This is a genomic window from Dokdonia sp. R78006 (genome assembly GCF_042466145.1).
GTDB lineage: Bacteria > Bacteroidota > Bacteroidia > Flavobacteriales > Flavobacteriaceae > Dokdonia.
This window is the reverse complement of the sequence record NZ_JAXHBU010000001.1, coordinates 646,463-669,969: the sequence shown is the minus strand read 5'-3', so window position 1 is coordinate 669,969 and position 23,507 is coordinate 646,463. Positions and strand designations below refer to the sequence as shown.

The 23,507-nt window shown below is 37.8% G+C and carries 22 protein-coding genes and 1 tRNA gene; 12 read left to right on the top strand and 11 right to left on the bottom strand.

Annotated features, from left to right (window positions below; genetic code table 11):
* Positions 1–5 precede the first annotated feature (5 nt).
* Complete coding sequence (locus tag SJY37_RS03085; RefSeq protein ID WP_298329452.1) at positions 6–1,292, bottom strand: putative DNA modification/repair radical SAM protein; 1,287 nt, start codon at positions 1,290–1,292, stop codon at positions 6–8.
* Positions 1,293–1,461: 169 nt separating this feature from the next.
* Here SJY37_RS03085 and SJY37_RS03080 point away from each other — a divergent pair, with 169 nt between their 5' ends.
* Entirely contained in the window at positions 1,462–2,421 is a 960-nt protein-coding gene (locus SJY37_RS03080) for a carbon-nitrogen hydrolase family protein (protein WP_298329449.1), read from the top strand.
* 62 nt (positions 2,422–2,483) lie between these two features.
* Here SJY37_RS03080 and SJY37_RS03075 read toward each other — a convergent pair whose 3' ends face one another.
* Positions 2,484–3,107: a biopolymer transporter ExbD gene (locus SJY37_RS03075; protein WP_298329446.1), complete on the bottom strand. Its 624-nt coding sequence runs from the start codon at positions 3,105–3,107 to the stop codon at positions 2,484–2,486.
* A 277-nt stretch (positions 3,108–3,384) separates the two neighbouring features.
* Here SJY37_RS03075 and SJY37_RS03070 point away from each other — a divergent pair, with 277 nt between their 5' ends.
* From SJY37_RS03070 to SJY37_RS03055, 4 genes are read left to right on the top strand one after another with little or no spacing between them, the layout of a single operon-like run.
* Positions 3,385–4,275 (top strand): pseudouridine synthase, encoded by an 891-nt coding sequence (locus SJY37_RS03070; protein WP_298329443.1) that lies wholly within the window; start codon positions 3,385–3,387, stop codon positions 4,273–4,275.
* A gap of 6 nt (positions 4,276–4,281) precedes the next feature.
* A complete protein-coding gene (locus SJY37_RS03065; RefSeq protein WP_298329441.1) occupies positions 4,282–5,001 on the top strand; it encodes a glycosyltransferase family 2 protein in 720 nt (239 codons plus the stop codon).
* The gene (locus SJY37_RS03060; RefSeq protein ID WP_298329438.1) at positions 4,994–5,614 is read left to right on the top strand and encodes a lipid-A-disaccharide synthase N-terminal domain-containing protein; all 621 of its coding nucleotides are present in this window, start codon (positions 4,994–4,996) and stop codon (positions 5,612–5,614) included. The genes SJY37_RS03065 and SJY37_RS03060 overlap by 8 nt, the downstream gene beginning before the upstream one ends.
* Entirely contained in the window at positions 5,611–7,242 is a 1,632-nt protein-coding gene (locus tag SJY37_RS03055; protein WP_298329435.1) for a glycosyltransferase family 39 protein, read from the top strand. The genes SJY37_RS03060 and SJY37_RS03055 overlap by 4 nt, the downstream gene beginning before the upstream one ends.
* Position 7,243: 1 nt before the next feature.
* On the opposite strand, the gene SJY37_RS03050 is transcribed toward SJY37_RS03055, so the two are convergent.
* The 4 genes from SJY37_RS03050 to SJY37_RS03035 are packed head-to-tail and all read right to left on the bottom strand — an operon-like array spanning position 7,244 to position 11,361.
* Positions 7,244–8,680, bottom strand: coding sequence for a mannosyltransferase (locus SJY37_RS03050; RefSeq protein WP_298329431.1), 1,437 nt, complete (start codon positions 8,678–8,680; stop codon positions 7,244–7,246).
* Positions 8,677–10,167 (bottom strand): cellulose synthase family protein, encoded by a 1,491-nt coding sequence (locus SJY37_RS03045; protein WP_298329430.1) that lies wholly within the window; start codon positions 10,165–10,167, stop codon positions 8,677–8,679. The genes SJY37_RS03050 and SJY37_RS03045 overlap by 4 nt, the downstream gene beginning before the upstream one ends.
* Positions 10,164–10,874: a glycosyltransferase family 2 protein gene (locus tag SJY37_RS03040; RefSeq protein WP_298329427.1), complete on the bottom strand. Its 711-nt coding sequence runs from the start codon at positions 10,872–10,874 to the stop codon at positions 10,164–10,166. The genes SJY37_RS03045 and SJY37_RS03040 overlap by 4 nt, the downstream gene beginning before the upstream one ends.
* Before the next feature lie 4 nt (positions 10,875–10,878).
* Positions 10,879–11,361 carry a toxin-antitoxin system YwqK family antitoxin gene (locus SJY37_RS03035; protein WP_298329424.1) on the bottom strand — a complete coding sequence of 161 codons (483 nt, stop codon included), beginning with the start codon at positions 11,359–11,361 and terminating at the stop codon, positions 10,879–10,881.
* 67 nt (positions 11,362–11,428) lie between these two features.
* Between SJY37_RS03035 and SJY37_RS03030 the strand changes: the two genes are divergently transcribed.
* Complete coding sequence (locus tag SJY37_RS03030; RefSeq protein WP_298329420.1) at positions 11,429–12,541, top strand: FAD-binding oxidoreductase; 1,113 nt, start codon at positions 11,429–11,431, stop codon at positions 12,539–12,541.
* A gap of 83 nt (positions 12,542–12,624) precedes the next feature.
* Entirely contained in the window at positions 12,625–13,083 is a 459-nt protein-coding gene (locus SJY37_RS03025) for a hypothetical protein (RefSeq protein WP_013751029.1), read from the top strand.
* Here SJY37_RS03025 and SJY37_RS03020 read toward each other — a convergent pair.
* A complete protein-coding gene (locus SJY37_RS03020) occupies positions 13,067–14,023 on the bottom strand; it encodes an ABC transporter ATP-binding protein (protein WP_298329417.1) in 957 nt (318 codons plus the stop codon). The two genes, SJY37_RS03025 and SJY37_RS03020, sit on opposite strands and share 17 nt — an antisense overlap.
* Positions 14,024–14,112: 89 nt before the next feature.
* Between SJY37_RS03020 and SJY37_RS03015 the strand changes: the two genes are divergently transcribed.
* The 3 genes from SJY37_RS03015 (at position 14,113) to SJY37_RS03005 (ending at position 16,783) form a co-directional block, all read left to right on the top strand.
* The gene (locus tag SJY37_RS03015; RefSeq protein WP_298329415.1) at positions 14,113–15,084 is read left to right on the top strand and encodes a type I phosphomannose isomerase catalytic subunit; all 972 of its coding nucleotides are present in this window, start codon (positions 14,113–14,115) and stop codon (positions 15,082–15,084) included.
* Between the two features lie 109 nt (positions 15,085–15,193).
* On the top strand, positions 15,194–16,420 hold the full coding sequence (locus SJY37_RS03010) for a metallophosphoesterase (protein WP_298329412.1): 1,227 nt from the start codon (positions 15,194–15,196) through the stop codon (positions 16,418–16,420).
* Positions 16,421–16,483: 63 nt separating this feature from the next.
* The gene (locus SJY37_RS03005; RefSeq protein WP_298329410.1) at positions 16,484–16,783 is read left to right on the top strand and encodes a co-chaperone YbbN; all 300 of its coding nucleotides are present in this window, start codon (positions 16,484–16,486) and stop codon (positions 16,781–16,783) included.
* Between the two features lie 5 nt (positions 16,784–16,788).
* Here the strand turns inward: SJY37_RS03005 and SJY37_RS03000 are convergent, their stop codons facing one another.
* The 3 genes from SJY37_RS03000 to SJY37_RS02990 are packed head-to-tail and all read right to left on the bottom strand — an operon-like array spanning position 16,789 to position 21,731.
* Positions 16,789–17,454, bottom strand: coding sequence for a polysaccharide deacetylase family protein (locus SJY37_RS03000; protein ID WP_298329408.1), 666 nt, complete (start codon positions 17,452–17,454; stop codon positions 16,789–16,791).
* The gene (locus SJY37_RS02995) at positions 17,455–18,399 is read right to left on the bottom strand and encodes a TerC/Alx family metal homeostasis membrane protein (RefSeq protein ID WP_298329405.1); all 945 of its coding nucleotides are present in this window, start codon (positions 18,397–18,399) and stop codon (positions 17,455–17,457) included.
* An 8-nt stretch (positions 18,400–18,407) separates the two neighbouring features.
* Positions 18,408–21,731: a DUF2723 domain-containing protein gene (locus SJY37_RS02990; protein ID WP_298329402.1), complete on the bottom strand. Its 3,324-nt coding sequence runs from the start codon at positions 21,729–21,731 to the stop codon at positions 18,408–18,410.
* A 253-nt stretch (positions 21,732–21,984) separates the two neighbouring features.
* On the opposite strand from SJY37_RS02990, the gene SJY37_RS02985 reads away from it, so the two are divergent.
* A tRNA-Gln gene (locus SJY37_RS02985) sits at positions 21,985–22,057 on the top strand.
* A 240-nt stretch (positions 22,058–22,297) separates the two neighbouring features.
* Positions 22,298–22,549, top strand: coding sequence for a Rho termination factor N-terminal domain-containing protein (locus SJY37_RS02980; protein WP_298329788.1), 252 nt, complete (start codon positions 22,298–22,300; stop codon positions 22,547–22,549).
* A gap of 99 nt (positions 22,550–22,648) precedes the next feature.
* On the opposite strand, the gene SJY37_RS02975 is transcribed toward SJY37_RS02980, so the two are convergent.
* On the bottom strand, positions 22,649–23,482 hold the full coding sequence (locus SJY37_RS02975) for a universal stress protein (RefSeq protein WP_298329399.1): 834 nt from the start codon (positions 23,480–23,482) through the stop codon (positions 22,649–22,651).
* Positions 23,483–23,507: the final 25 nt, after the last annotated feature.

Genomic DNA, 23,507 nt, shown 5'->3' with positions numbered 1-23,507 from the left:
CCATCTTACGACACAGTTACATTTGCATTAGATTCAAAAAGGTTAAGTTGGCTGCTGTAAGCACCTCGCCATTTACTTGAAGAGTTTCCCATGATTAAACTTTTAAGTTGTGCAGCGGTACGGTCTTTTGCCTCAAATTTTGAAGAAGCGCAAACGAGAAAATACTGAGCGCGATTCATAGAGATACCTATGGCTTTGAGATGTTCCCAACCTAGTTTTCTATATCTACGAGCGTTGATAATCTTATCTACAGAGCGCATTCCTACACCAGGAATGCGAGCGAGTAATCTGCGGTCTGCATGATTTACATCTACAGGGAAGTGCTGTAAGTTGCGTAGTGCCCAACTTAATTTTGGGTCGATATCTGTTTCAAGATTAGGATGCTCTTTGTTAAGCAGCTCTTGTATGCTAAATCCATAAAAACGCAATAGCCAGTCAGTTTGATACAATCTATTTTCTCGTAACATTGGCACATCTGTACCTATAGAAGGTAATCGCTCGTCATGACTTATAGGGATGTATCCAGAGTAGTACACCCTTTTCATCTGGAATTCTTTGTAAAAGTATGCGCTTGTGTACATGATCTGTGCATCTGTCTCGTCAGTAGCACCTATAATCATTTGGGTGCTTTGTCCAGCAGGTGCATATATAGGAGTACTTTTTATAAGCTTTTTCTCGCTTTTATACTGTATGATTTCATTCTTCACTTTACGCATAGGCTTGATAAAGTCTTCACGCTTTTTATCTGGAGCAAGTAATTTGAGACCTTGCTCGGTGGGTATTTCAATATTCACAGAAAGTCTATCGGCATAAAGTCCTGCTTCTCTCATTAACTCGTCACTCGCCCCAGGAATAGATTTGAGATGGATATAACCATTAAAATTTTCTTCGAGACGTAGTTTCTTAGCAACAAGAACAAGACGCTCCATCGTGTAGTCGGCATTTTTAAAAATACCACTACTTAAGAATAGGCCTTCAATATAATTTCTACGATAAAAGTTAATGGTGAGATCCACTACCTCTTGCACTTTGAAAGCGGCACGTTTTACATCATTACTTTTACGAGTCACGCAATAGGCACAGTCAAAAATGCAATGATTAGTAAGTAAGATTTTCAATAACGAGACACATCGTCCATCTTCTGTATAGGTATGGCAAATTCCCATCCCACTAGAATCTCCTAAGCCTTTATTTTTATTTGCACGCTTACTTCCACTAGAAGAGCAAGAGACATCATATTTTGCAGCATCTGCGAGGATGTTGAGCTTTTCTTTAATACGTTCAAAATTCATAGCAAGAGGATTTAAAACAAAATTATGGAATAATTCCTAATATATGGATTGTATCTCAAATTTTGTGAATGGTATTGAAAGAAATAAGTACGCTTTCGCGAAAGCGTAACCCCATGAAGCCGACTACTATTTAGTACTTTTAACATCGTCACTTTTTTAAACTATATATATGTCAAAGCCTAACCATTTAAAAGTTGCTCTTGCTCAAATTGCTCCCGTCTGGGGGAATAGGGAAGAGACGATCAAAAAAATAAAAATTGCAATTCAAGAAGCTGTCGAAAATGAGGCAGAACTCATTGTCTTTGGAGAAGGGTTGTTGCCTGGATATCCATATTGGTTATCACTCACAGATGGTGCGGCATGGGATACAAAAGTGGTGAAGGAATTACATGCGCACTACGCAAGAAATGCGGTTGATATAGAACGAGGCGATCTAGATGAAATATGTGCATTATCGAAACATTTCAATATTGCAATATATCTTGGAATTATAGAAAAACCAATGGATAGAGGAGGAGCAAGTTTATATTGTTCCTTAGTGTATATCAATGAAAATGGAGAAATACAATCTGTACATCGCAAATTGCAGCCTACCTATGACGAGCGATTAACTTGGGCGCCAGGAGACGGTCACGGTCTAAAAGTGCATCCTCTTAAACAATTTACTGTAGGTGGTCTTAATTGCTGGGAGAACTGGATGCCTTTACCACGTGCTGCTATGTATGCACAAGGTGAAAATTTGCATATTGCCGTATGGCCAGGAAGTGATTACAATACGAAAGATATCACACGATTTATTGCCAGAGAATCTCGTAGTTATGTAATCTCTGTGTCCAGCAGAATGGCAATTGCTACAGACTTTCCGGAAGATACTCCTCACCTCAATGAAATTTTAAAACGCGGTCCAGAGCGTTCATCAAACGGTGGTTCTTGCATTGCAGGACCAGATGGCGAATTCATCTTACCTCCAGATATTGAAACAGAAGGTAATATATATCACACCTTAGATTTTAATAGGGTGTATGAGGAACGTCAAAACTTTGATCCTTCTGGGCATTATTCTCGTCCAGATGTAACAAAGCTTACAGTTAACAGAGAACGTCAAAGCACGGTAACCTTTAATGACTAATTGAAAAGCGGCAGAAATCACTTGAAGATTTCTGCCGCTTTTTTATTGTTTGAATAGGTATTTTAAATCCTTAACTCTTTTGAAGTCTCTGCTTCTGAGATAAGCATTGGGAACATAGCTCGCACTTGTTTTAATTGTGCTGTTTTTTTTGGTACATCTCCTTTGTAAGTACCATTCTTTATGGCCTTATCTGTAGCTGTAAAGTCAATGCCAAATAAGCGTTGTGCTTCTCTATTTCTTAAAAACTCATAAGCACTTGAAATCTCATTTTGTACCGCGATATACGTATTGTAGTTTGTAAGTCTATCTGGCGAAATAGAGATTACAGCTTTCTGAGGATTATCTGACGAGAGTAGATCTCTACTGCCTTTGCAGTAATCACAATATCCATCTTGACTTGATGGAATGCCTCCGTTATCAAGAAAGTCAATGGTTAATTGTCTTAAAGCTTCAAGCGGTATACGTTCATTTTCTACCAGCAGCATATTATCTGCGTTCACAATGATTTCAAAGAGGTTCTTGTTTTTGATAAGAACCTCGGTCTTGTCTTTAATCGCTGGCGGAAGCTGCCGTGCGATGCCTTTGTCTTTTTCTATAGTTGTGGTAACCAAGAAAAAAATAAGCAAGAGGAAGGCAATGTCTGCCATAGATCCTGCATTTACTTCGGGAGTAGTGCGTCTTCTCATAATGTATAAAGTTTTAAAATGTTGAACAGGTTGGGGGAATCAAGTTCTGTGCCAGTAGGTTAGGAGGAAACTTTTGATTTTAATAGGGCAGTACTTATGTAGATGTTGGAATAGTTTTAGATGTAATGAGAGTGGGAGGTTCGGCTTGTTTAGGTTAATAAAAGCTTCTTTGTAATGAGGTCAAATTTTCGCGAAAGCGAGCAACTTATTATTATGCTCACTAGGTAGTAAAAGAGTACGGAGTAAATCTTACCTTTGCAGCTTAAACAATAATGTAATGAGCAGAGGAGCAGATAATAGAGGAAAAGGAAAACCATCTGGGCGTAGTGGCGCTGGCGGAAAGCAAAAGAGTGGTTCTAGAGGGACACAACCCGTGCGTAAACAAGCGAATAAACCAGTAGGAAAACCTAAGGATATAGCCTTTGATGCACCAAAAAGACAAGCGCCTAGAAAGAAGGATGACGGAACGATGCGCCTTAATAAATATATAGCAAACTCAGGTATTTGTTCTCGTCGTGAGGCAGATATGTATATCTCTATAGGTCAAGTTACCGTAAATGGTAAGGTGGTTAATGAGATGGGTTATCAAGTAAAACTAGAGGATGATGTTCGTTTTGATGGACGTCGTATCAATCCTGAGGCAAAAGCTTATGTGTTGCTTAACAAGCCTAAAGGCTTTGCAACTACAACAAGTAATGATAAAGGAAATACAGTTATGGATCTTGTTGCAGGATCCACTAAATCTCGTATACAACCTATAGGTAGATTAGGACGTAATGCGATGGGATTATTACTTTTTACTAATGATGATGAACTTGTACAGAAATTTACAAATTCTAAAAAAGGAGTAGATAAGTTATATCATGTGGAACTTTCTAACAACTTGAAAGGTGCAGATATTGAGCGAATCAATGAGGGTCTTAAAATTGATGGTAAAACCATAACTGTAGATGAGATAAGCTATGTAGATGGAGCGCCAAAAAAGGAAGTAGGTCTTCGTATTAGAAATACTGGGAATAGTGTTATACGCACTATTTTTGAACACCTTAACTACGAGGTGGTTCGTGTAGACTGTGTTACTATAGCGGGACTTACAAAGAAAGATTTACCTAGAGGTCACTGGAGACACTTAACGAAACAAGAGGTTGTAAACCTTAAAAACGGATAGGTTTTTATGGAGTATCGTCTTACCATCGTAGTCCCAGTTTATAATGAAGAAGAGAACCTCGCAAGGGTAGAGTCTGAGTTTGTAACTTATTTTAAAACGGCCTCTGCAAAGAGTAAGGTGCTGTTTGTAAACGATGGTTCTAAGGATACGAGTCTTGATATCATCAAGGAGATTTGCGCTAGAAATGCCGACTTTGAATATATAGCATTTACAGAAAATTGCGGACTAAGTGCCGCAATTAAAGCCGGATTTGATCACGCAGATACAGAACTCGTAGGTTATATAGATAGTGACTTACAGACGTCTCCAGAAGATTTTAATGTGCTTATTAAAGAAATAGGACCCTATGATCTTGTGACTGGCGTGCGTGCAGATCGTAAGGATAAGTTTGTAAAAAACATGTCTTCTAAGATCGCAAATGGGATACGCCGTTCGTTTACACATGATGGGATGGATGACACTGGTTGTCCGCTTAAAATTATAAAAACGGAGTACGCCCAGCGCATACCTATGTTTAAAGGATTGCACCGTTTTCTTCCTGCAATGATTTTATTGCAACATGGAAAAGTAAAACAAGTTCCTGTAAGACACTTCCCGCGTATTGCTGGAGAGGCAAAATTTGGTGTTTGGAATAGATTATTAGGTCCACTTATGGATTGCTTTGCTTATCTCTGGATGAAGAAGAAGTACATCAATTATAAAGTAGGTAGTACAAACCGTGGATAGTCTGTCGCTACTTGCCGTACTTGCGCAGCTTCTCTTTGGAGGGCGTATGTTATCGCAGTGGTTGTTATCTGAAAAGAGGAAAAAAGTAGTTACACCGCTTACGTTCTGGTGGCTTAGTCTTTCTGGATCTTTTGTACTATTTATTTATGGTTACTTCCGCACAGACTTCCCGCTCATGCTGGGTCAGGTGCTGGGATATATCATTTACATAAGAAATTTACAAATCCAAAAGCAGTGGAAATTGTTACCTAAATGGTCTCAGTTTTTAATCATTGCCATTCCTATCGGGATTATTGCATACGGGTGGAATAATGGTAAGTTTGACCTCGCAGCATTGTTCTCAAAAGAGGAAATGAGCACTTGGCTACTTACCCTTGGAATTGTAGCGCAAGTATTATTTACACTTCGTTTTGTGTACCAGTGGTTTCATGCAGAAAAGAATAAAGAAGCAACACTACCTCTTGGGTTCTGGTTGTTTTCTTTTACGGGAGGACTTCTCTCGTTGCTGTATTTCTTATACCGTGTAGATTATGTGATGGTGCTCTCTTATGGGCTGGGAACATTTATCTACGCACGCAATATTTATCTTTATTATAAATCTCAAAAGGCTTGATCACACTCATAGAAAAGCGGCCTATTCTAACAATCATTATCGTGGTTGGAGTTTTATTATTGCCTTTTCTTGATGTGCTAGAAGTGACCATTATGGAAGCTCGTAACTTTGTGACAGCCCGAGAAATGCTTGCAGATGGTAACTGGATACTCACTACTATGAATGGTGAGCCACGTTATGAAAAACCGCCTCTGCCCACTTGGCTATCGGCAATTTCTGGAGCTATTTTTGGTGTAAATAGTGTGTGGGGAATGCGTTTTCCAGCAGTACTAATGGTGATGTTGTTGGGGAGTATGATATATACGCTTTCGCGAAAGCTGACTCTTACTAAGCGCAATAGTCTTATTAATGCACTGGTAAGTATAACGTCATTATATGTTATTCTTATAGTTTTTGAAGCGCCATGGGATATATATGCACATGCATTTATGCTTACGGCAATCTACTGTATTTTCAAAGGATTGAGTCAAGATGCATTACGAGGGAATATAACTACTTGGCTTCTCGCTGCTATATGTATAGGAGCTTCTGTGCTGAGTAAAGGTCCTGTTTCTTTATACGTATTGTTTTTGCCATTTCTGATTGCTTATGTCGTAGTCTATAGAAGAGAAACAGAACGGAGAAAGTGGTTGCCAGTAGTGCTCGTTTTGCTAGGAGGATTACTCTTAGGGTTTAGTTGGTACGGCTATGTACGTGCTATAGATCCGGAAACCTTTGCAGCAATAGCTTCCAAAGAAACAGGAAACTGGACGAGTTATAATGTGAGGCCTTATTATTACTACTGGAGCTTTTTCGTACAAAGCGGATTATGGACAATTCCAGCATTTATAAGTCTATTGTATCCTTATCTGAAGACTAGAGTTCCTAATAGAAAAGCATATCGTTTTACATTTTTGTGGACCATTATCGCTGTCGTACTTCTTTCTGTTATTCCAGAGAAAAAATCTCGATACCTTATGCCTGTGCTTATACCACTGGCCATGAATGTTGGTTTTTATGTCACTTATCTCGTAAAACGTTTTAGCGAATTAAAAGATAGAAAAGAGATTATCCCCGTGTATTTTAATGGGGGCTTATTGTTTTTAATATTTATAGCTGCACCTCTTGCATTAATATATCTAGCAGTAACGAACTTAATAACTGTAGATGTTATTGCTGTAATCGCTTTTCTGGTAGTCTTTATAGTTGCAATTTATATCATGCGTGCTTTGATACGTAAAAATATATACCATGTTTTTGTCCTTATAGTCCTCGCTGTTATTTGTACAGCGATAGGAAGTCTATCTGTCCTTAAAAACAACCTGTTTAATGAATATTACAGCGCATTTAACGATGAGGTATTAAAAAGCAGCATACGACTGTACAGTTTTGAAATGGGCGCACCTGAGGTGTTCTGGGAAGCTGGGAAGAAAATCATTATGATTGACTCTTTAGAAGCCGTAATGGAAGACGAGAGCTTTTACTTGCTATTATGTTCAGATTGTGAAACTGTTCTTGCAGAAAAGTTTAATAGCTATCGAGCAACGTATGTTCAAGACTTCGATTTTAATTATAATGCCAGAACAAGTAAGGCTTATAAAGATAGGAAGGCTGGAAAAGTGTATGAAATGATTAAGGTAGGAAAATAGTTTAGCTCTCAATGGCGGTCTTTGCCATTACAGTAACTTTAGAAGGTCTATAAACTTCCCAGATAAAAAATACAATTACCACAACATACTCTATAGCCACTAGCCATAAGTTTTCATTAAAACCATTTGCACCGTATGCGGCATAACTTAGCATCACAGTAGCACTCCATACTAGTGGATATCTATAACGTGTAAAGACACACAAAAGTAAAGGCGTAGCCACATACCAAGGATGAACAGTGGTAGACATTAAAAAGTAAAAGGAGATACCAATAAGTATAGCGGTAATAGTTGCTTGTAATGATCTGTTATTTCTAAAAAAGGCTATAACTATCAGAAAACCTAACACGATCTTAGGCAATAAAGGGCCAACATCTCCTATGATATTCCAACCTATCGTTTGATAACCTATGTATCTAATGATATAGTAGACGCTAGCATTAAACTCAAATTTCTTAAACCATAGCGCAATGGAAGCTCCAAAGTTTTCGGCAAACTCATTTGTGAGAAATGGTAAGAAGGTCAATATGACTACTCCAATCACAATCAAATAGAAATAAACGAGACGAGGTAGGTTTTTTGTTATTTCGCGAAAGCGGACTTTCCAAGGATAAGAGCTTCTAAAGTGGGTTGTTTTTCTATCACCACGAGTTAAGAAGTATTGCATGAAAAGTGGCAGAAAGAGTAGCGGTAATAACTTAGTAGATATAGATAATGCAATCATCACAGCACTTAATACCCACTTACCTTGGGCCAGTAAATACAAGGATAAGACGACAAAAAATAACATTACAGATTCAAAATGCAGATTGCCAGTCATTTCAATAATGATAAAGGGATTGAGCCCATACCAGAAGATATTATGGATGGGTAATCCTAGTTTTTGCAATAATTTTTTGCCGTAAATGATAATCCCAACATCTGCTAGAATAATAGTTGTTCTAAAAACGATAGCTGCGCCAATGATGCTATTGCCAGAGAATAATCCTGCAATTGCAAATATAAGTTGGTTTACGGGTGGGTAATTTGTAAAGTGACTTCCGTTAAGTGCTCCCATTCCTTCATAGAGCTGTCTTGCTTGCGCTACAATCTGGAGATTACCTGCTTCTATATAGCTTTGTGGAGTTGTTAAATATGGATTGAGACCTTGTGTAAACATGCGTCCGTCCCATATAAAGCGATAAAAGTCTTGAGAGAGATTTGGGATTACAGGTATAAATATGAGTCTTAATGCTACTGCAAAAACGAGTAGCAAAGAGAAGTCATTTTTACCTTTGCTTACTATGAAGTAAAAGCAAGCAAAAAGTATGCTGTACAGACTTAGTAGGAGTGTGGTGTTAGCTCTTTCTAGTTGAAAAGCAAAGAGGTAGTAGGTAACTAAGGAAACAATCGCTAGTGCGATAGGAGTTTTTTGATATTTCCAAAGACGTTCTATCACGCTTTACTCGTAAGTGATTTAAAAAAAACAAAACCAAATCCCATGAATAACATAAAGTGAAAAGGGAACAATCCAAAGTCACCACCTTGATCACCTACGACAGATGCATAGTACATCCCAAAACCAAAGTACAACATCAAAAGTCCTTCAAAAATTACATTGATAGATATGTTCTTTTTGAGATATTTATTGCCTTTCCAAGAGTCTTTGAGTTCGCTTATATTAAACTTAGGCGTACGTATAAAATCACTTCGTTTACCTAGGTGACCTTCTATTACTGCAATAGAGTTATGAAGTGAGAATCCCATAGCAATACTAAAGAACACAAAGAACATCCCCGTGTATTTTAAAAATTGCTTGAAACCTCCGCCATAAATACTTTTAAACATAAACCAGTAGCAGATAAAGAAAATCACACTACTTATCACAAAGAAAGACATTACATAAAAATATGGCTTTAAATGTGCGTATTCGTTCTTGATGTAGAGCATGGGGATACTCAATATCGCTACAATGAGCACATTTAAAAACATGGTACTGTTTAATAAATGTAAAAGACCGTGTAGTTTAGTTTTTGGAGAAATGGTTTTACTAGTTAAAACCTTTCTAGACATTTTCTGGAAGTTCTCTGCTCCACCTTTATTCCATCGAAACTGTTGAGAGCGTGCAGCGCTTATTACTACTGGGAGCTCTGCAGGAGTTTCTACATCCTCTAGGTATTTGAATTTCCAGTTTTTAAGTTGGGCACGGTAGCTTAGGTCAAGATCTTCTGTAAGGGTATCACCTTCCCAGTTTCCAGCATCTTCTATGCACTGCTTGCGCCATAAGCCAGCAGTTCCATTAAAGTTTATAAAATGTCCTTTACTATTTCTACCTACTTGTTCTAGTGTAAAATGTGCATCAAGTGCAAAAGCCTGCACTTTTGTAAGCAAAGAATAATCTCTATTTATATGTCCCCAGCGAGTTTGTACAACGCCTATGTTGCGATCCTTAAAGTAAGGAACGGTGCGCTGTAGCCAGTTAGGTTCTGGAAGAAAATCTGCATCAAATATGGCGATAAATTCGCCTTTTGCAACTTTAAGTCCTTCCTTTAAAGCACCGGCTTTAAAACCTGAACGGTCTGTACGAGTAACATGTTTTATGTCTAGTCCTTTATCGCTAAGGCGTTTTATGTGATTTCTTGTGGTTTCAAAAGACTCATCTGTACTATCATCTAGCACTTGGATTTCAAGCTTATCTGCAGGGTAGTCTAAGAGGGCAATATTATCTAGTAAACGCTCCATTACATACAGTTCATTATATACTGGAAGCTGTATCGTTACAAATGGAATTTGTGCAGGATCTTTAAAATTAAATAAGACAGCGTCGTCTTTCTTGCGTTGTGCGCGCAAGTAATTAAAAAGTAAGTTGAGCTGGGATAAGCTATACGCAAATATGATAATAAGCGAAATCGTGTAAATAACAATAATAACGGTTTCTAATATCATTTCTTAAAACTGTATTTAAAAATCCATCCTAGTATTTTAACTCCTGCCATTACTGCACCTTTTACGGTACCAGAGACTTTAGAAACACCTATGCGATTGCGATAAGTTACCGGGATTTCTATATAACTCATCTTTTTCTTTAAAACCTTGAGTTGCATTTCAACCGTCCAACCGTAGGTTTTATCTTCCATCTGTAAAGCTAGTAAGCTATCATATTTCATAGCTCTAAAAGGACCCAGATCTGTAAAGTTTGCTCCAAAGAATAGCGTCATTAAGGTTGTAGCAAGCCAGTTTCCAAAAATCTGAGGAGTGGTCATTGATCCGCTTTCGCGAAAGCGTTTGTCTCTAGCACCTATAACCATGTCGTAATCTCCATTGATAATAGGGGCAACTATCTTAGTAAGCTCTTCTGGATAATCACTATAATCACCATCCAGAAAGACAACGATGTCTGGGCGTTGTGCAATATCATCTACACCCATAGTGGCTATATATTCCATGCCTTTGAGGCAGGCGTATCCATAACCTTTGCGTTCTTCTCTTAATACCGTAGCGCCATTTTCTCTCGCGACTTGTTCTGTATTATCTGTAGATGCATTGCTTACTACAATAACTTCACTCACAGCAGTAGGAATGTCTCGTAGCACATGACCTATGGAGTCTTGCTCGTTGTAAGCTGGTATTATTACTTTAATAAGGGGAGTCATAACGCTAGTAGAGTGATACATCAGGATTATCGCGGCGGAAATCACGTATGCTTGTCCACGCGCCTTTTAATTGATTCTTCTCGTATTTTTCTACCTTAAAAAGTTTTTTGTTTTTATATACGAGACAGAAACCATGTAAATGATTGTCAACGTACTGGCTTTTTCTAGTTTCTTGGCGCGCAAGGTCGTAAAAAATCCACCAATTTTGGGCAATTCCGTCCTCATAATGCCCTTCCTTAGTCAGTTTTCCTTGATTATCGTAATAATGCCAGTACTTTGATTTCTTATTAGTTTGATAATGTCCCTCGGCGGCGATGGTTCCATTCTCGTGATAAAATTTCCAGTATTTTACCTTTTGCTCTCCCATTATCCATCCTTCTGCTTGAATGGTGCCATCATCATGATATAGCTTGCTATACATTCTCGGCTCTGGGAGTGAAAATGCTATAAAAGCTAGTAAGATCGTAGTAATTGCCTGCGCTGTCATACGAGTGTTAGACGAGAGAAATTTGAGGCACTAACATAGAACACGTATTTTTAATGAAAAATATCTAATGAATCTAAGTTTCTGGGAGCGAGAATCGTGGTTTAATAATGTAGATTACACCATTGTAGGCAGCGGTATTGTGGGTTTAATGTGTGCAATACGCTTACGCGAAAAAGATGCCAACTCAAAAATAGTTATTCTAGAAAAAGGTTTACTTCCTAATGGGGCGAGTACAAAAAATGCTGGTTTTGCATGCTTTGGAAGTATTTCAGAATTACTAGAAGATCTCAAAACACACTCAGAAGAAGAGGTGATCTCTCTAGTTAAACAACGTGTGGAAGGTTTACAACTGTTGAGAAGTATGCTTGGAGATGAACAAATAGACTATCAAGAGCATGGAGGTTATGAGCTTTTCACTTCAAATGATACCGTGCTGTATGAGGAATGTGTACAGAATCTAGCTCACATAAATAAGTTGCTATTTCCTATTTTTAATAAAGAAGTGTACACGCTGCAGGATGATGCATTTGGTTTTGATGGTATAGAAAATAAGGTGATTTTTAATAATTGCGAAGGGCAGATAGATACGGGAATGATGATGAGTGCACTTCTCAAACTCGCACATGCTAAAGGGATACTCATATTAAATAGTATGACCGTAAAGTCTTATAAAGGAGGAGCTGAAGGTGTAGAAGTTGTAGCGGATTATAATACATTTTATACAAAAAAGCTCTTTATTGCTACAAACGGTTTTGCAAGCACGCTAGGACTTAGCGAAGTAAAACCTGCGAGAGCACAGGTGTTAATCACACATCCTATTCCAGAACTCAAAGTGAAAGGCACTTTTCACCTTGATAGAGGATACTATTACTTTAGAAATATAAATAACAGAATTCTTCTAGGTGGAGGGAGAAACCTAGACATACAAGGAGAGGAAACGATGGAGATCTCTCAAACAGCACTTATTCAAAATGAATTAGAACGACTGCTCGCTGAGGTGATTTTACCTAATACCCCTCATACTATTTATCATAGATGGAGTGGTATCATGGGTGTGGGTATTCAAAAAAAGCCCATCGTTAAGAAAATATCTCAACATACTTATTGCGGAGTACGTCTAGGAGGAATGGGAGTTGCCATAGGAAGCACCATAGGTAAGAATCTCGCAGATTTAATTTAGAATTTTATAGCTAGCAATTGTAACCTTTTGTGTGTTTACACGTATAATAGGTTTATTGTCACATAACCATAGGGAAGTAATTTATGAATCATCAAGAAATAAAATTAGAACTCTTTACAAAGTGCACGCAGTGGATTGTAAACCGTCGCAATAAGGTGGAAACCGTGATTGCAGATATTATGGAATCTCTAGAAGATGAGACTAAGAGTTCAGCAGGAGATAAGCATGAGACTGGAAGGGCAATGCTACAGATAGATCGCGAGCAAGCGGGTGAGCAACTTAAAGAAATAGGCAAGATAGAAGATGCCTTATCTAAAGTTGATATAAAGGTAAAGAGTGATTACGTGCGTCTAGGTAGCGTAGTTCATACTTCTACAAATCGTTTCTTTATCTCAGTTTCGGCAGGAGAAATAAAAATAGAAGGAAGACCTTATTATGCGATAGCACTTGCATCTCCTATGGGGCAGTTATTACTGAGTAAGAAAAAAGGTGATGTAGTACGCTTTCGCGAAAGCGATATTACCATTACTTCGGTGTATTAATTCTTAAGCCTAGTGTGACATCTTTATGCGTAGAATATGAAACTGATGCGTTAAAAAGAACAGTTTTATCTCCTACCATAGCGGTTACCAAATAGTGTGAACCCATAAAATAGCAATCTATAACGGTTGCTATTTTTCCATCTGGAACTGTAGTAATCTCGTGAGGATGCAATAATAGGGCAGCATCACCTTGATAATCTTTAAAAAACCAAGTTTTAGGTAGTTCATTAATATCTCCAAAAAGCGAACCAACATAATAGTTGGGCGGGTTTTTATATAGTTTTAATGTTTCCTCATGGGCGATTACTTTTCCGCTTTTCATCACTACTGTTTTATCCATAAATGCAAGTACATCTGTACTATCATGCGTTGCAACAAGGCAGGTGATTTGTTGTTTTTTCAAGTAGCTAAACAACCTACGACGTAATTTGTTTTTTCTAAAGTTGTCTATATGTGAGAATGGCTCGTCTAGCAATAGTAATTCTGGTTCCTTAGCTAGCGTTTGTGCGAGTGCAACACGTTGTTTTTGACCGCCAGAGAGTGTTTTTACGTGAGCATTTGCATATGCCGTCATTTCTACCACTTCCATGAGCTCATCTGTACGCGCCTTGCTCGCTTCAGGCTCTAATCGGCTTAAATATTTATTAATATTTTCTGCTACCGAGGTGAAAGGCATGAGGTCAAAATCCTGAGAAAGATATTTAATAAAAGGCATTCCTGGTATGAGATGATCCTCTGGGCCTGTGATTTTTTCTTCATTCCACGTGATAAATCCTTCATCTAGGTCATAAAGTCCATAAATCATTTTAAGTAAGGTAGTCTTACCACAACCACTTTCTCCTATGAGCGCGATATGATCACCTTGGCTGATAGACAAGTTGATAGGACCTATTGTAAAGCGGTTAGAAATATGAAATAGTACATCTTTTAATTTAAGCATAGTGTTTACAAAAATACAGATAGCGAATCAAGAAATAGAAGTGATAGAAAAATTTAAGGTAAGCTGTATATTTGCGACCTATTTAGACTATGAAACTATATCCCCTATTTTTTACTCCACACTTTAAATACCGTCTTTGGGGTGGTGATAAGTTGCGCACAGAGCTCAATAAAGAGTTTAGTGGGGATCAGATAGGTGAATCTTGGGAGGTTTCTGATGTAGAAGGTAGTGAGACACAAGTGTCAAATGGAGCGCTTGCTGGAAATACGTTACATGATCTTATCACCACCTTTGGAGCTCAATTTTTAGGAGCTTCTGTGCTTGAGAGATTTGGTACAAATTTCCCTTTGCTTATTAAATTTCTAGATGCAAAAACTCCGCTTTCTATACAAGTTCACCCAGATGATAAAGTAGCAAAGGAGCGCCATAACTCTTTTGGAAAAAATGAGATGTGGTATATCATGCAAGCAGATCATGATGCAAGCATCATTGTTGGTTTTGAAGAGGATACCTCAAAAGAGCAATATGAAGAAGCTGTAAAAAGCGGAAACATAGTTGATCTATTACATACAGAATATATAAAAGAGGGCGATATCTTCCACATACCTACGGGTAGAGTACATGCTATAGGTGCAGGAGTATTACTTGCCGAGATACAGCAAACCTCTGACGTTACTTACCGCATATTTGATTACAATAGGATAGATGCAAAAACAGGAGCTTTGCGAGATTTGCATAGTGAGGAAGCTATCGATGTGATAGACTTAAAAGGATATGACACTTACAATACTCCTTATAAAACGGAGGTAAACACTGCTGTGTCTATCATGGAAACACCATACTTCCAGACAACATTATTAGCCCTAGAAGGAGAAGCAACAAGGGATTACAGTAATAAGGATTCTTTTACAATCCTTATGTGTGTAGATGGTAGTGCAACGTTCTCATGTGATGATGAGGTGTATGCATTTAAAAAAGGACAAACAGTAGTGCTGCCAGCAGTTGTAAATGAACTTTCATTTGCAAGTAGTCATGCAAAAATTCTAGAAGTTACTGTATAGTGGTTCGTTTTCGCGAAAGCGTATGTAAATAATACCTTTATAGTTAAAGAAACGTGAAACGGAACTCTACTAATAGTTCACCCTCTATTTTTGCCTAAATTCATAAACTGTGCTCAGATTTATTTTTATTATCCTATTCGTGATTGCCTTAGATATATATGCCTATCAGGCATTTAGATTTCTTGTAAAAGGCCGCTGGGGAACCATTTTATACTTTCTTATTACCGTCTTTATTATAGGAGGGATGATTTATCAATTCTCAACTGGTGGACGACGTAACATGAGTGCGTTGACGCAATTTTTTGTGGTGTCATTTATCATTCTCATTGTTTGTAAGCTAGTAATTATTGCAACTATGTTTGGTGAAGATATCTTTAGACTCATACGCGGCGGAGTGAATAGAATCTCTACAAGCTCAGAAGGGAAAGCAATCCCCTCCCGCCGTAAATTTGTAAGTCAGATTGCATTAGGGCTAGCAGCAATACCATTTGCATCTATTTTATATGGTGTTATAAAAGGGCGTTATAACTTTAAAGTCCTCAAGTATACACTCACCTTTGATGATCTTCCAGCTGCCTTTGATGGTTATAAGATTACTCAGATAAGTGACATACATAGCGGAAGCTTTGATAATAAGGAGAAGGTAAATTATGCCATAGATCTTATCAATGAGCAGGCGAGTGATGCTATTTTATTTACTGGAGATATGGTTAATAATGAGGCGAGCGAAATGGATCAATGGCAAGAATCTTTTGCTCGTTTGCGTGCAAAAGATGGAAAGTACTCTGTCTTAGGAAATCATGATTATGGTGATTATGTAGAGTGGCCTACGCCTCAAGCAAAAATAGATAACCTCAATAGGCTCAAAGAAATCCAAAAAGAAATGGATTTCAAGCTATTACTTAATGAACATCATTTCATTGAAAGAGGAGGTGAGCGACTTGCAATTGTAGGGGTAGAAAACTGGGGTGAGGGTGGATTCAAAAAAGCAGGAGATCTCAATAAAGCAATAAGCGGTATAGGTAAGAAAGACTTCAAGATATTAATGAGTCATGATCCCTCACACTGGGAGTTTGAGGTAAAAGACCATCCAGACCATTTTCACTTAACGCTCAGTGGTCACACGCATGGCATGCAATTTGGTATTGAGATACCAGGTTGGTTTAAATGGAGTCCTGTAAAGTGGCGCTATAAATACTGGGCAGGTATCTATGAAGATGCAAAGCAGTATATAAATGTAAACCGTGGTTTTGGGTATCTCGCTTTTCCTGGAAGGGTAGGAATATGGCCTGAGATAACTGTTATAGAGTTGAAAAAAGGTAGTGCAAACGCATAATACCAAGAATGTGCTATCTTTACTAAGCACGTAATCCTTAATTGATTAATAAAATCCATAGGTATGTCAAAATTTGGAGAACTTATAGACGTAAATATTCCGATACTGTTAGACTTCTATACAGACTGGAATGAGAATTCAATGGCAATGCATCCTGTACTTAGGGAAGTAGCTGCTGCAATAGGCGATAAGGGAAAAGTGATTAAGATAGATGTAGATAAGAATAACAAGCTTGCCGAAGCACTGCGCATTAAAGCTTTGCCTACACTTATTATTTATAAAAACGGAGAGATGATATGGCGTCAAAGCGGTGAGCTAGATGCAAATACCATTATTGGTATTATGGAAGAGTATTCTTATTAACATCATTATAATTTCCCAAAGCTAAATTCAGCATTTTCAAAATACTCAATAACTTTAGGAAGTGTATACTGCAAGTTCTTATATGCTTTTACACTGTCGTGAAAAACGATAATATCTCCATCCTTTGCAGTATCAATTACATTATGTAAACATGCTTCTGGAGTAAGGCTTGATTCCCAGTCATAAGCAACTACACGATACATTACAATTTTATATCCCATCTTGCGCAATGCAGATGCTTGAGTGCGCTTTATTTTTCCATATGGTGGTCTAAATAGCGTACTTGATAATGTATCAGGATTACGTTCTATATGCTTACTCATCTCAAGTTCGGCGAGCTGTGTGTTTTTTAAATACGTATCGTTATCTGTTTTCCATCCCTGTAAGTGATTGTAGGTGTGATTTCCTATGGCGTGACCTTCGGCAAGGATTCTTTTAAACACCTCTGGATGCTTACGCACATTATCCCCTATGCAAAAAAAAGTAGCAGGAATGGGGTTGTCACGCTTTCGCGAAAGCGTATCTAAAACAAAATCGGTCACCTCAGGAATAGGTCCGTCATCAAAGGTGAGGTAGATGGTTTTCTTGCCTTTAGGTTTGCTCCATAAATACCAACTTGGATACAACCAAGTAAAAATAGAAGGCACTCGAGAAGGTTTTAAAAAGCTCATCTATAGTCGTGTCTGATCTTTGCTAAGAGAGTACATAACTCCTGCGCCTAGACAAACAAAAATAACAACGAGCGATAACCATTCTGGGAACGGATAGTAATGACCTACAATAAGTTTTGCAGCGACAAATAGCAGTATTATAAAAACACTATACTTAAGATACTTAAATCTCTCTAGCATATTAGCTAGGAAGAAATAGAGTGATCTCAAGCCCATAATGGCAAATATATTTGAACTGTATACTATAAATGGGTCTTTTGTGATAGCTAGTATTGCTGGTATGCTGTCTAAGGCAAATAATAAGTCTGTGAGTTCTATAGTAACCAGTGCGCCAAATAAGGCTGTAAAAACACGCTTTCCATCTACTGTAGTGACCCAATTATCTCCGTCTATTATTTTTGAAAATTTAAACCATTTTGCAAGCCCTTTTGGCTCCTCATTCTCTACAGGCTCTTGGTCATCTTTAAGCATCTTAAACGCTGTAAAGAGTAGGATGCCTCCAAAAATGAAATGCATTCCAGGTATTTTATTAATAAGAGTAATGCCTACCCCTATAAGTAGTGCTCTAAATATGATGGCACCTAAAATCCCTAAAAACAACAGTCTATGTTGGAACTGGCTTGGTATTTTAAAAGAGGTGAAGATTACTGCAATCACAAATAGATTATCTACACTGAGCGATAGCTCCACCAGATAACCTGTTAAGTAGGTGACTACTGCTTTTGTGCCAGAATAATCATAAGGATTTGCTACGAGTCCTGAGCTATAAAACCAATAAATAAGCCCTCCAAAGAGAAGGGCGTTAGTTATAAAAAAGATAGTCTCGTACGATGCTTTTTTAACGCTTATGGTTGTCCCTTTTTTATGAAGTACAAAAAAGTCTATAAGCAGTAGGATAATTATATAGCCTATTAATAAAGCCCATGGTAAAATACGCTCCTGCATCGTTGAGGTTAGTTTAAGTCTGTTAGTACTTCATCTTTTACACTGTCTTGCGCTGGGATCTCAATGGACGGTTTAGGTAGTGTTTCAAGTAATTCTTGAGGAACTTCTTCTCCTTCATCATCATCGCCCATTAAATATGGGAACGTGCGCATGTAGTTATCAAAGACTTTTGCTTCTTTTTCAAACAGTTCTCTATCATCATTTATAATAAGAAGGTCTACAAGACTTCTGTACTTTTCAATATTAGTCAAGATCTCTTCATAATATTTGTATTGAAGCTCTTCATCTACGTTGCTAAAGTAGGTGAGTTGCTCTTGATATTTAGCAGCAACTTCTTTCCATATTTCTTGAGCACGTTGTGTTTCTCCTATCTCATAATATCCAGTGATATATGGCTCGACAAGCGTATAAAATTCAAAGATGTCTACTGGCATTTTTTCCATCGCGAGATCCATGATTTCCTTAGCTTTTTCTGGCTTATTCTCTGCTAGAAGTTGCTCTACTAGACGTGCCATGTTACCTCTGTAGGTAATAGCATTAGTGCGCGTCTCACGATCGTGATAGATATCTAGGCTTCCGCTGTTACCCCAGTACCATTTCTTTACGATGTCATACATCTTATCTGCATCTACACGTCCCATATCATAAGGATTACGAGGGTCGATAGGAGTTCTTATAGGAATAAGTTTATAAGCTACACCATCTAGTTGCAAGTAGTCCTTCATCCACAAGTAGTCATCATCACCAAAGCTTCCTCCGGTAAAGTAAATAGGTCGTTCCCAGTTATTGCTAGCAATGATGTCTAGCATAAGAAGCCTATTCTTATAAAGAACATTTCCTTTAAGTTCAATGTCTATGTACGGTACAATTTGATCTGCATCATCCATTGGCACTATCTTATTCTTAAGTACAGTTTCCTTATCTACAGGAATACGTACCTTTTTACTAGGGAAGGTGTTAAAAAACTGTCCCTTAGTATATTCTACTTTTGTTCTAGGATCATCACTAGCAACAAAGTTCATCCATTGTGAGATAGGGATAATAGAATCTTTGGTTTCTTGATAAAATAGTGCCTCACGATTAGAAGCTGCATACTTATCATGTGTAAGCGAGCTAGGCACCGGCGGACTTTTATAAGCCGCTCTCTTCATCTGGTCGTAGTACCAGTCTGTATTAATTAAACTTGTGTTTACAATACGCACGTCAGTACGATATCCCTCAATTTCTTGAGCATACCAGAGTGCAAATGTGTCATTATCTCCTATGGTAAATATTATGGCATTCTCATCTACAGAGTCTAGGTACTTCTTTGCCATGGCAAGTGCCGTTTTCCTTCCAGATCGATCATGGTCATCCCAGTTTTGAGAGGCTAGCAATACAGGAGCAGCAAGTAAACATATAGCAGCCACGATAGGCATTGCTATTTTAGGTTTTATAAAATCTTTTACAATATCAAATAGTGCATACACTCCAAAGCCTATCCACATCGCAAAGACGTAAAAGGATCCCACCAAGGCATAATCACGCTCACGAGGTTCAAAAGCACGTTCATTTAAATATACTTTTAAAGCAAGACCTGTAAACAAGAAGAAGACTAGTAATACTGCAAAACGTTTCCAGTCTTTACTTGCGTGAAAAAGAAGACCTAATAACCCTAGTAATAGAGGGAGAAAGAAATAGGTGTTACGAGCTTTATTGTCGGCAACGTCAGACGGTAGATTGTCTTGTGGCCCCAAGAACATACTGTCTATAAAGTCTATTCCAGAAATCCAGTTTCCGTTAAAGTCATCGCCTTTACCTTGTATATCATTCTGTCGTCCTACAAAATTCCACATGAAGTAGCGCCAGTACATATACCCAAACTGGAAGCTAAACATATAATTCATGTTTGCTGCAAAAGAAGGCTTCTCTACATCTAGGTAACTCCCTATTTGACTCTTTAAAAAGGCATCATAACCTTCATAATTTACCTTTCCGTCTCTGTAATCTATCTTAAACTGAGTTACAACATCTTGAAGATACTGGCGATCTTCCTCTGGCATATCAGGATCATACTTGATACTGAATTTCAAAGGACCCGTATATTGCATGTAGTTTGCATTGTTTTCTGGGCTCCACATTCTTGGTAAGATGGCATTGTGCGCATCATCAAGATTTTGCTTTGCATTACGCCATTCATTTACTACAACATATTTTCCAAGCGCTTCGTCTTTCTCGTATAACTTCGGTTTATCGAGATATGGTGTATCTGGATCTAGCCCAGAATAATCTGAGGTAAATTGTGGTCCATAAAAGAGTTTTGTTTCGGCATATTGCTCACGGTTATAGTAAGCAAGTAATGATCGAGCGTTTGATGGGTTGTTCTCATTAATAGTAGTACCAGCATTTGCACGTATAGGAAGCATCATCCAGCTAGAAAACCCTATAAAAATGTAAAGCATGCAAAGTAGCATGGTGTTGAGAAGTGGTTTGTTACGCTTTCGCGAAAGCTTAAATCCGTAAACAAATAAACCTATAAGAAGTAAACCTGCTATAATGGTACCGCTATTAAAAGGTAGTCCCATAGAGTTTACAAAGAATACTTCTAAATATCCGAATAATGATAAAGTGTAAGGTAGTAGTAACTTGAAAATAAACATCAATATGGCTACAACGATAACGAGTGCTATGATAAGATTTTTGGCAGTTACTTTTTCTGTGTTCTTAAAGAAATATAGTAAGCCAATTGCTGGGATGGTAAGTAATCCCATAAAGTGAATACCAAATGAGAGTCCTACAATAAAGGATATCAATATGAGCCAGCGATTTCCTCTTGGTTCGTGCATGTCACGCTCCCACAACAATCCTAAATAGAATAAAAGAGAGAGTACCACCGCTGCTGGGGCATATACCTCTGCTTCTACGGCATTAAACCAAAAACTATCTGTAAACGCAAATGCAAGAGCGCCTATAGCCGCACTAGCAAGAATTGCTTGTTGCTTTGTTTTTGTGATAAGTTCTGCATTAATAGTAAGCGACCTTGTGATTAATAAGGTGAGCGACCAGAACATGAAAAGTATGGTAAACGCACTTGTGAGGCACGAGAGATAATTTACAGCAAGTGCTATGTAGGTGGCATCTGGTGCAAAAATAGAAACAAAGGCTCCTAGTATTTGATATAGTGGTGCTCCCGGTGGGTGGCCTATTTCTAGTTTTGAGGAGGTGGATATGTACTCACCTGCATCCCAAAAACTCGCTGTAGGCTCTACTGTAAGAGAGTAAACAATAAGGGCAATGGCAAATACTGCCCAGCCTAATATCTTATTATACTTCGCAAAATTGAAGTCGGTCATATTTTATATTTTGTAAAGGGACGAAGTTAAGCAATACGTGTGATTTGTGGTAACGCGATAGAGGCATTAATTATTGGCCCTACAAAAACTTTTTTTTCTGTCTAGAGTCGCATATTTAATTCAATTTCAAATATTTGAGTAGCATGCTTTGCGTTGGGTGATGATTTGTCATAAAAAAAATCAGATTTTTTTTAAAATAATGTTTGGATTATTAAAACTTTGGTTTAAATTTGCACTCGCTATCAAAAAATAGTGGCCTATGGTGTAACTGGCAACACGTCTGTTTTTGGTGCAGAAGAGTCTAGGTTCGAAACCTAGTGGGCCAACGAGAAACCCGACCTTTAATTAGGTTGGGTTTTTTTTATGCGCTTAAGTTTTTAATAGTATTCTTACTTATAAAACTACGCGCTCAACTATATCTGCATAGTTATACATTGCTAGTTTATGTTCCCTTTAGCTTTCATCATCTTCAATTTCATAAAGTCTCTTAAAAAAGTTATACTATTCTAAAAGCTAATGGCTTTAGTGAGTCAAAAGAGTAACTTTAGATGAAAAGACAAACAATTATGGATAAGGACAGTAGACCATCAGTTATGAATGAGAAGCAATACGAAGCATTAAAGAATGAGGGAATGAGTAAGGAGAAAGCTGCGCGTATTGCTAATACTCCTGACGCTGGTAAGAAGGGAGGCGCTTCAAAGCCTTATGAAGAGCGCTCTAAAAAGGAGTTGTACAAGCAGGCTCAAGATCTAGACATAGACGGCCGTAGTAAAATGGATAAGGAGGAATTAATTAATGCTTTGAGGGAGGGGCATTGATTTATTTTACGCTTTCGCGAAAGCATAAAAAATCTAGAGCACATCAAGAGTGAATATTCCCTCAAATATTCAGTAATGAATTGTGCTCTAAACTATATTTTAAATCCTGAAAGTGATAACGGGTCGTTTTGCGTGATTTACAAGTCCTTCACTTAATGATCCATTTAAGAAGTGAGCGAGACCTTTGCGGCCATGGGTTGCGATACCTACAAGGCCAGAGTCAATCATTTCTGCAAAATGAAGGATCCCACTTTCTATCGTATTGTCATTGTAAATATTTAAGGTGCAGTTTTCTACATGTCCTTCTATATCCATAAATTTTTTCATTTGTTCTTCAACTTCGTGGGTTGATCTAAAATCTCCTGGGGTATTTACGTAAAGAGAGTGGAGTTGTGCATTATTTGTTTTGGCGAAGGCAATAGCTTGTTTGAATGCATTGTGATTCTCAGCCTGAAAGTCTAGTGCATAAATAAAATTTTTAATCTCAAATTGCTCGTGCCTATTCTTGATAATCAATACAGGGATTTTAGAATTACGCACAACCTTTTCTGCATTTGAGCCAACGAAGAATTCGTGTAAACCGCTATCACCATGAGATCCCATTACTATAATGTCTGATTGATATTTATTTACATAATCCATTATTCCTTCAAAGGCGCCATCAAATTCGGCGCTTTCCTCGATGGTAACTCCGTCTAAGAAAGGTGCGCTCATCATGGATTCAAATCTTTGATGGGCTAGTTTCATGAAGAAAATTGCTTCGGGAAGTTCGCTTTGATTTCCAGTGACCGCATCTACAAGAGTCATGGGTAGGTCTACCATATGTAGTAGATTGATTGAGGCATTGTGTTTCTTTGCTAGATCTGCGGCAACTCGCAATGCGTTTTCGGCCTGTTCAGAAAAATCTGTGGGTACAAGTATCTTTTTAATCATGCTAACAATTATTTAGTGAATCTGA

What these genes read in the sequence shown, in the direction of transcription:
- SJY37_RS03030 (WP_298329420.1), top strand. Translation starts at nt 11,429, where the DNA reads ATGAATCTAAGTTTCTGGGAGCGAGAATCGTGGTTTAATAATGTAGAT.
- SJY37_RS03005 (WP_298329410.1), top strand. Translation starts at nt 16,484, where the DNA reads ATGTCAAAATTTGGAGAACTTATAGACGTAAATATTCCGATACTGTTA.
- SJY37_RS03040 (WP_298329427.1), bottom strand. Translation starts at nt 10,874, where the DNA reads ATGACTCCCCTTATTAAAGTAATAATACCAGCTTACAACGAGCAAGAC.
- SJY37_RS03000 (WP_298329408.1), bottom strand. Translation starts at nt 17,454, where the DNA reads ATGAGCTTTTTAAAACCTTCTCGAGTGCCTTCTATTTTTACTTGGTTG.
- SJY37_RS03070 (WP_298329443.1), top strand. Translation starts at nt 3,385, where the DNA reads ATGAGCAGAGGAGCAGATAATAGAGGAAAAGGAAAACCATCTGGGCGT.
- SJY37_RS03045 (WP_298329430.1), bottom strand. Translation starts at nt 10,167, where the DNA reads ATGATATTAGAAACCGTTATTATTGTTATTTACACGATTTCGCTTATT.
- SJY37_RS02980 (WP_298329788.1), top strand. Translation starts at nt 22,298, where the DNA reads ATGGATAAGGACAGTAGACCATCAGTTATGAATGAGAAGCAATACGAA.
- SJY37_RS03020 (WP_298329417.1), bottom strand. Translation starts at nt 14,023, where the DNA reads ATGCTTAAATTAAAAGATGTACTATTTCATATTTCTAACCGCTTTACA.
- SJY37_RS03025 (WP_013751029.1), top strand. Translation starts at nt 12,625, where the DNA reads ATGAATCATCAAGAAATAAAATTAGAACTCTTTACAAAGTGCACGCAG.
- SJY37_RS03075 (WP_298329446.1), bottom strand. Translation starts at nt 3,107, where the DNA reads ATGAGAAGACGCACTACTCCCGAAGTAAATGCAGGATCTATGGCAGAC.
- SJY37_RS02995 (WP_298329405.1), bottom strand. Translation starts at nt 18,399, where the DNA reads ATGCAGGAGCGTATTTTACCATGGGCTTTATTAATAGGCTATATAATT.
- SJY37_RS02990 (WP_298329402.1), bottom strand. Translation starts at nt 21,731, where the DNA reads ATGACCGACTTCAATTTTGCGAAGTATAATAAGATATTAGGCTGGGCA.
- SJY37_RS03015 (WP_298329415.1), top strand. Translation starts at nt 14,113, where the DNA reads ATGAAACTATATCCCCTATTTTTTACTCCACACTTTAAATACCGTCTT.
- SJY37_RS02975 (WP_298329399.1), bottom strand. Translation starts at nt 23,482, where the DNA reads ATGATTAAAAAGATACTTGTACCCACAGATTTTTCTGAACAGGCCGAA.
- SJY37_RS03035 (WP_298329424.1), bottom strand. Translation starts at nt 11,361, where the DNA reads ATGACAGCGCAGGCAATTACTACGATCTTACTAGCTTTTATAGCATTT.
- SJY37_RS03065 (WP_298329441.1), top strand. Translation starts at nt 4,282, where the DNA reads ATGGAGTATCGTCTTACCATCGTAGTCCCAGTTTATAATGAAGAAGAG.
- SJY37_RS03080 (WP_298329449.1), top strand. Translation starts at nt 1,462, where the DNA reads ATGTCAAAGCCTAACCATTTAAAAGTTGCTCTTGCTCAAATTGCTCCC.
- SJY37_RS03085 (WP_298329452.1), bottom strand. Translation starts at nt 1,292, where the DNA reads ATGAATTTTGAACGTATTAAAGAAAAGCTCAACATCCTCGCAGATGCT.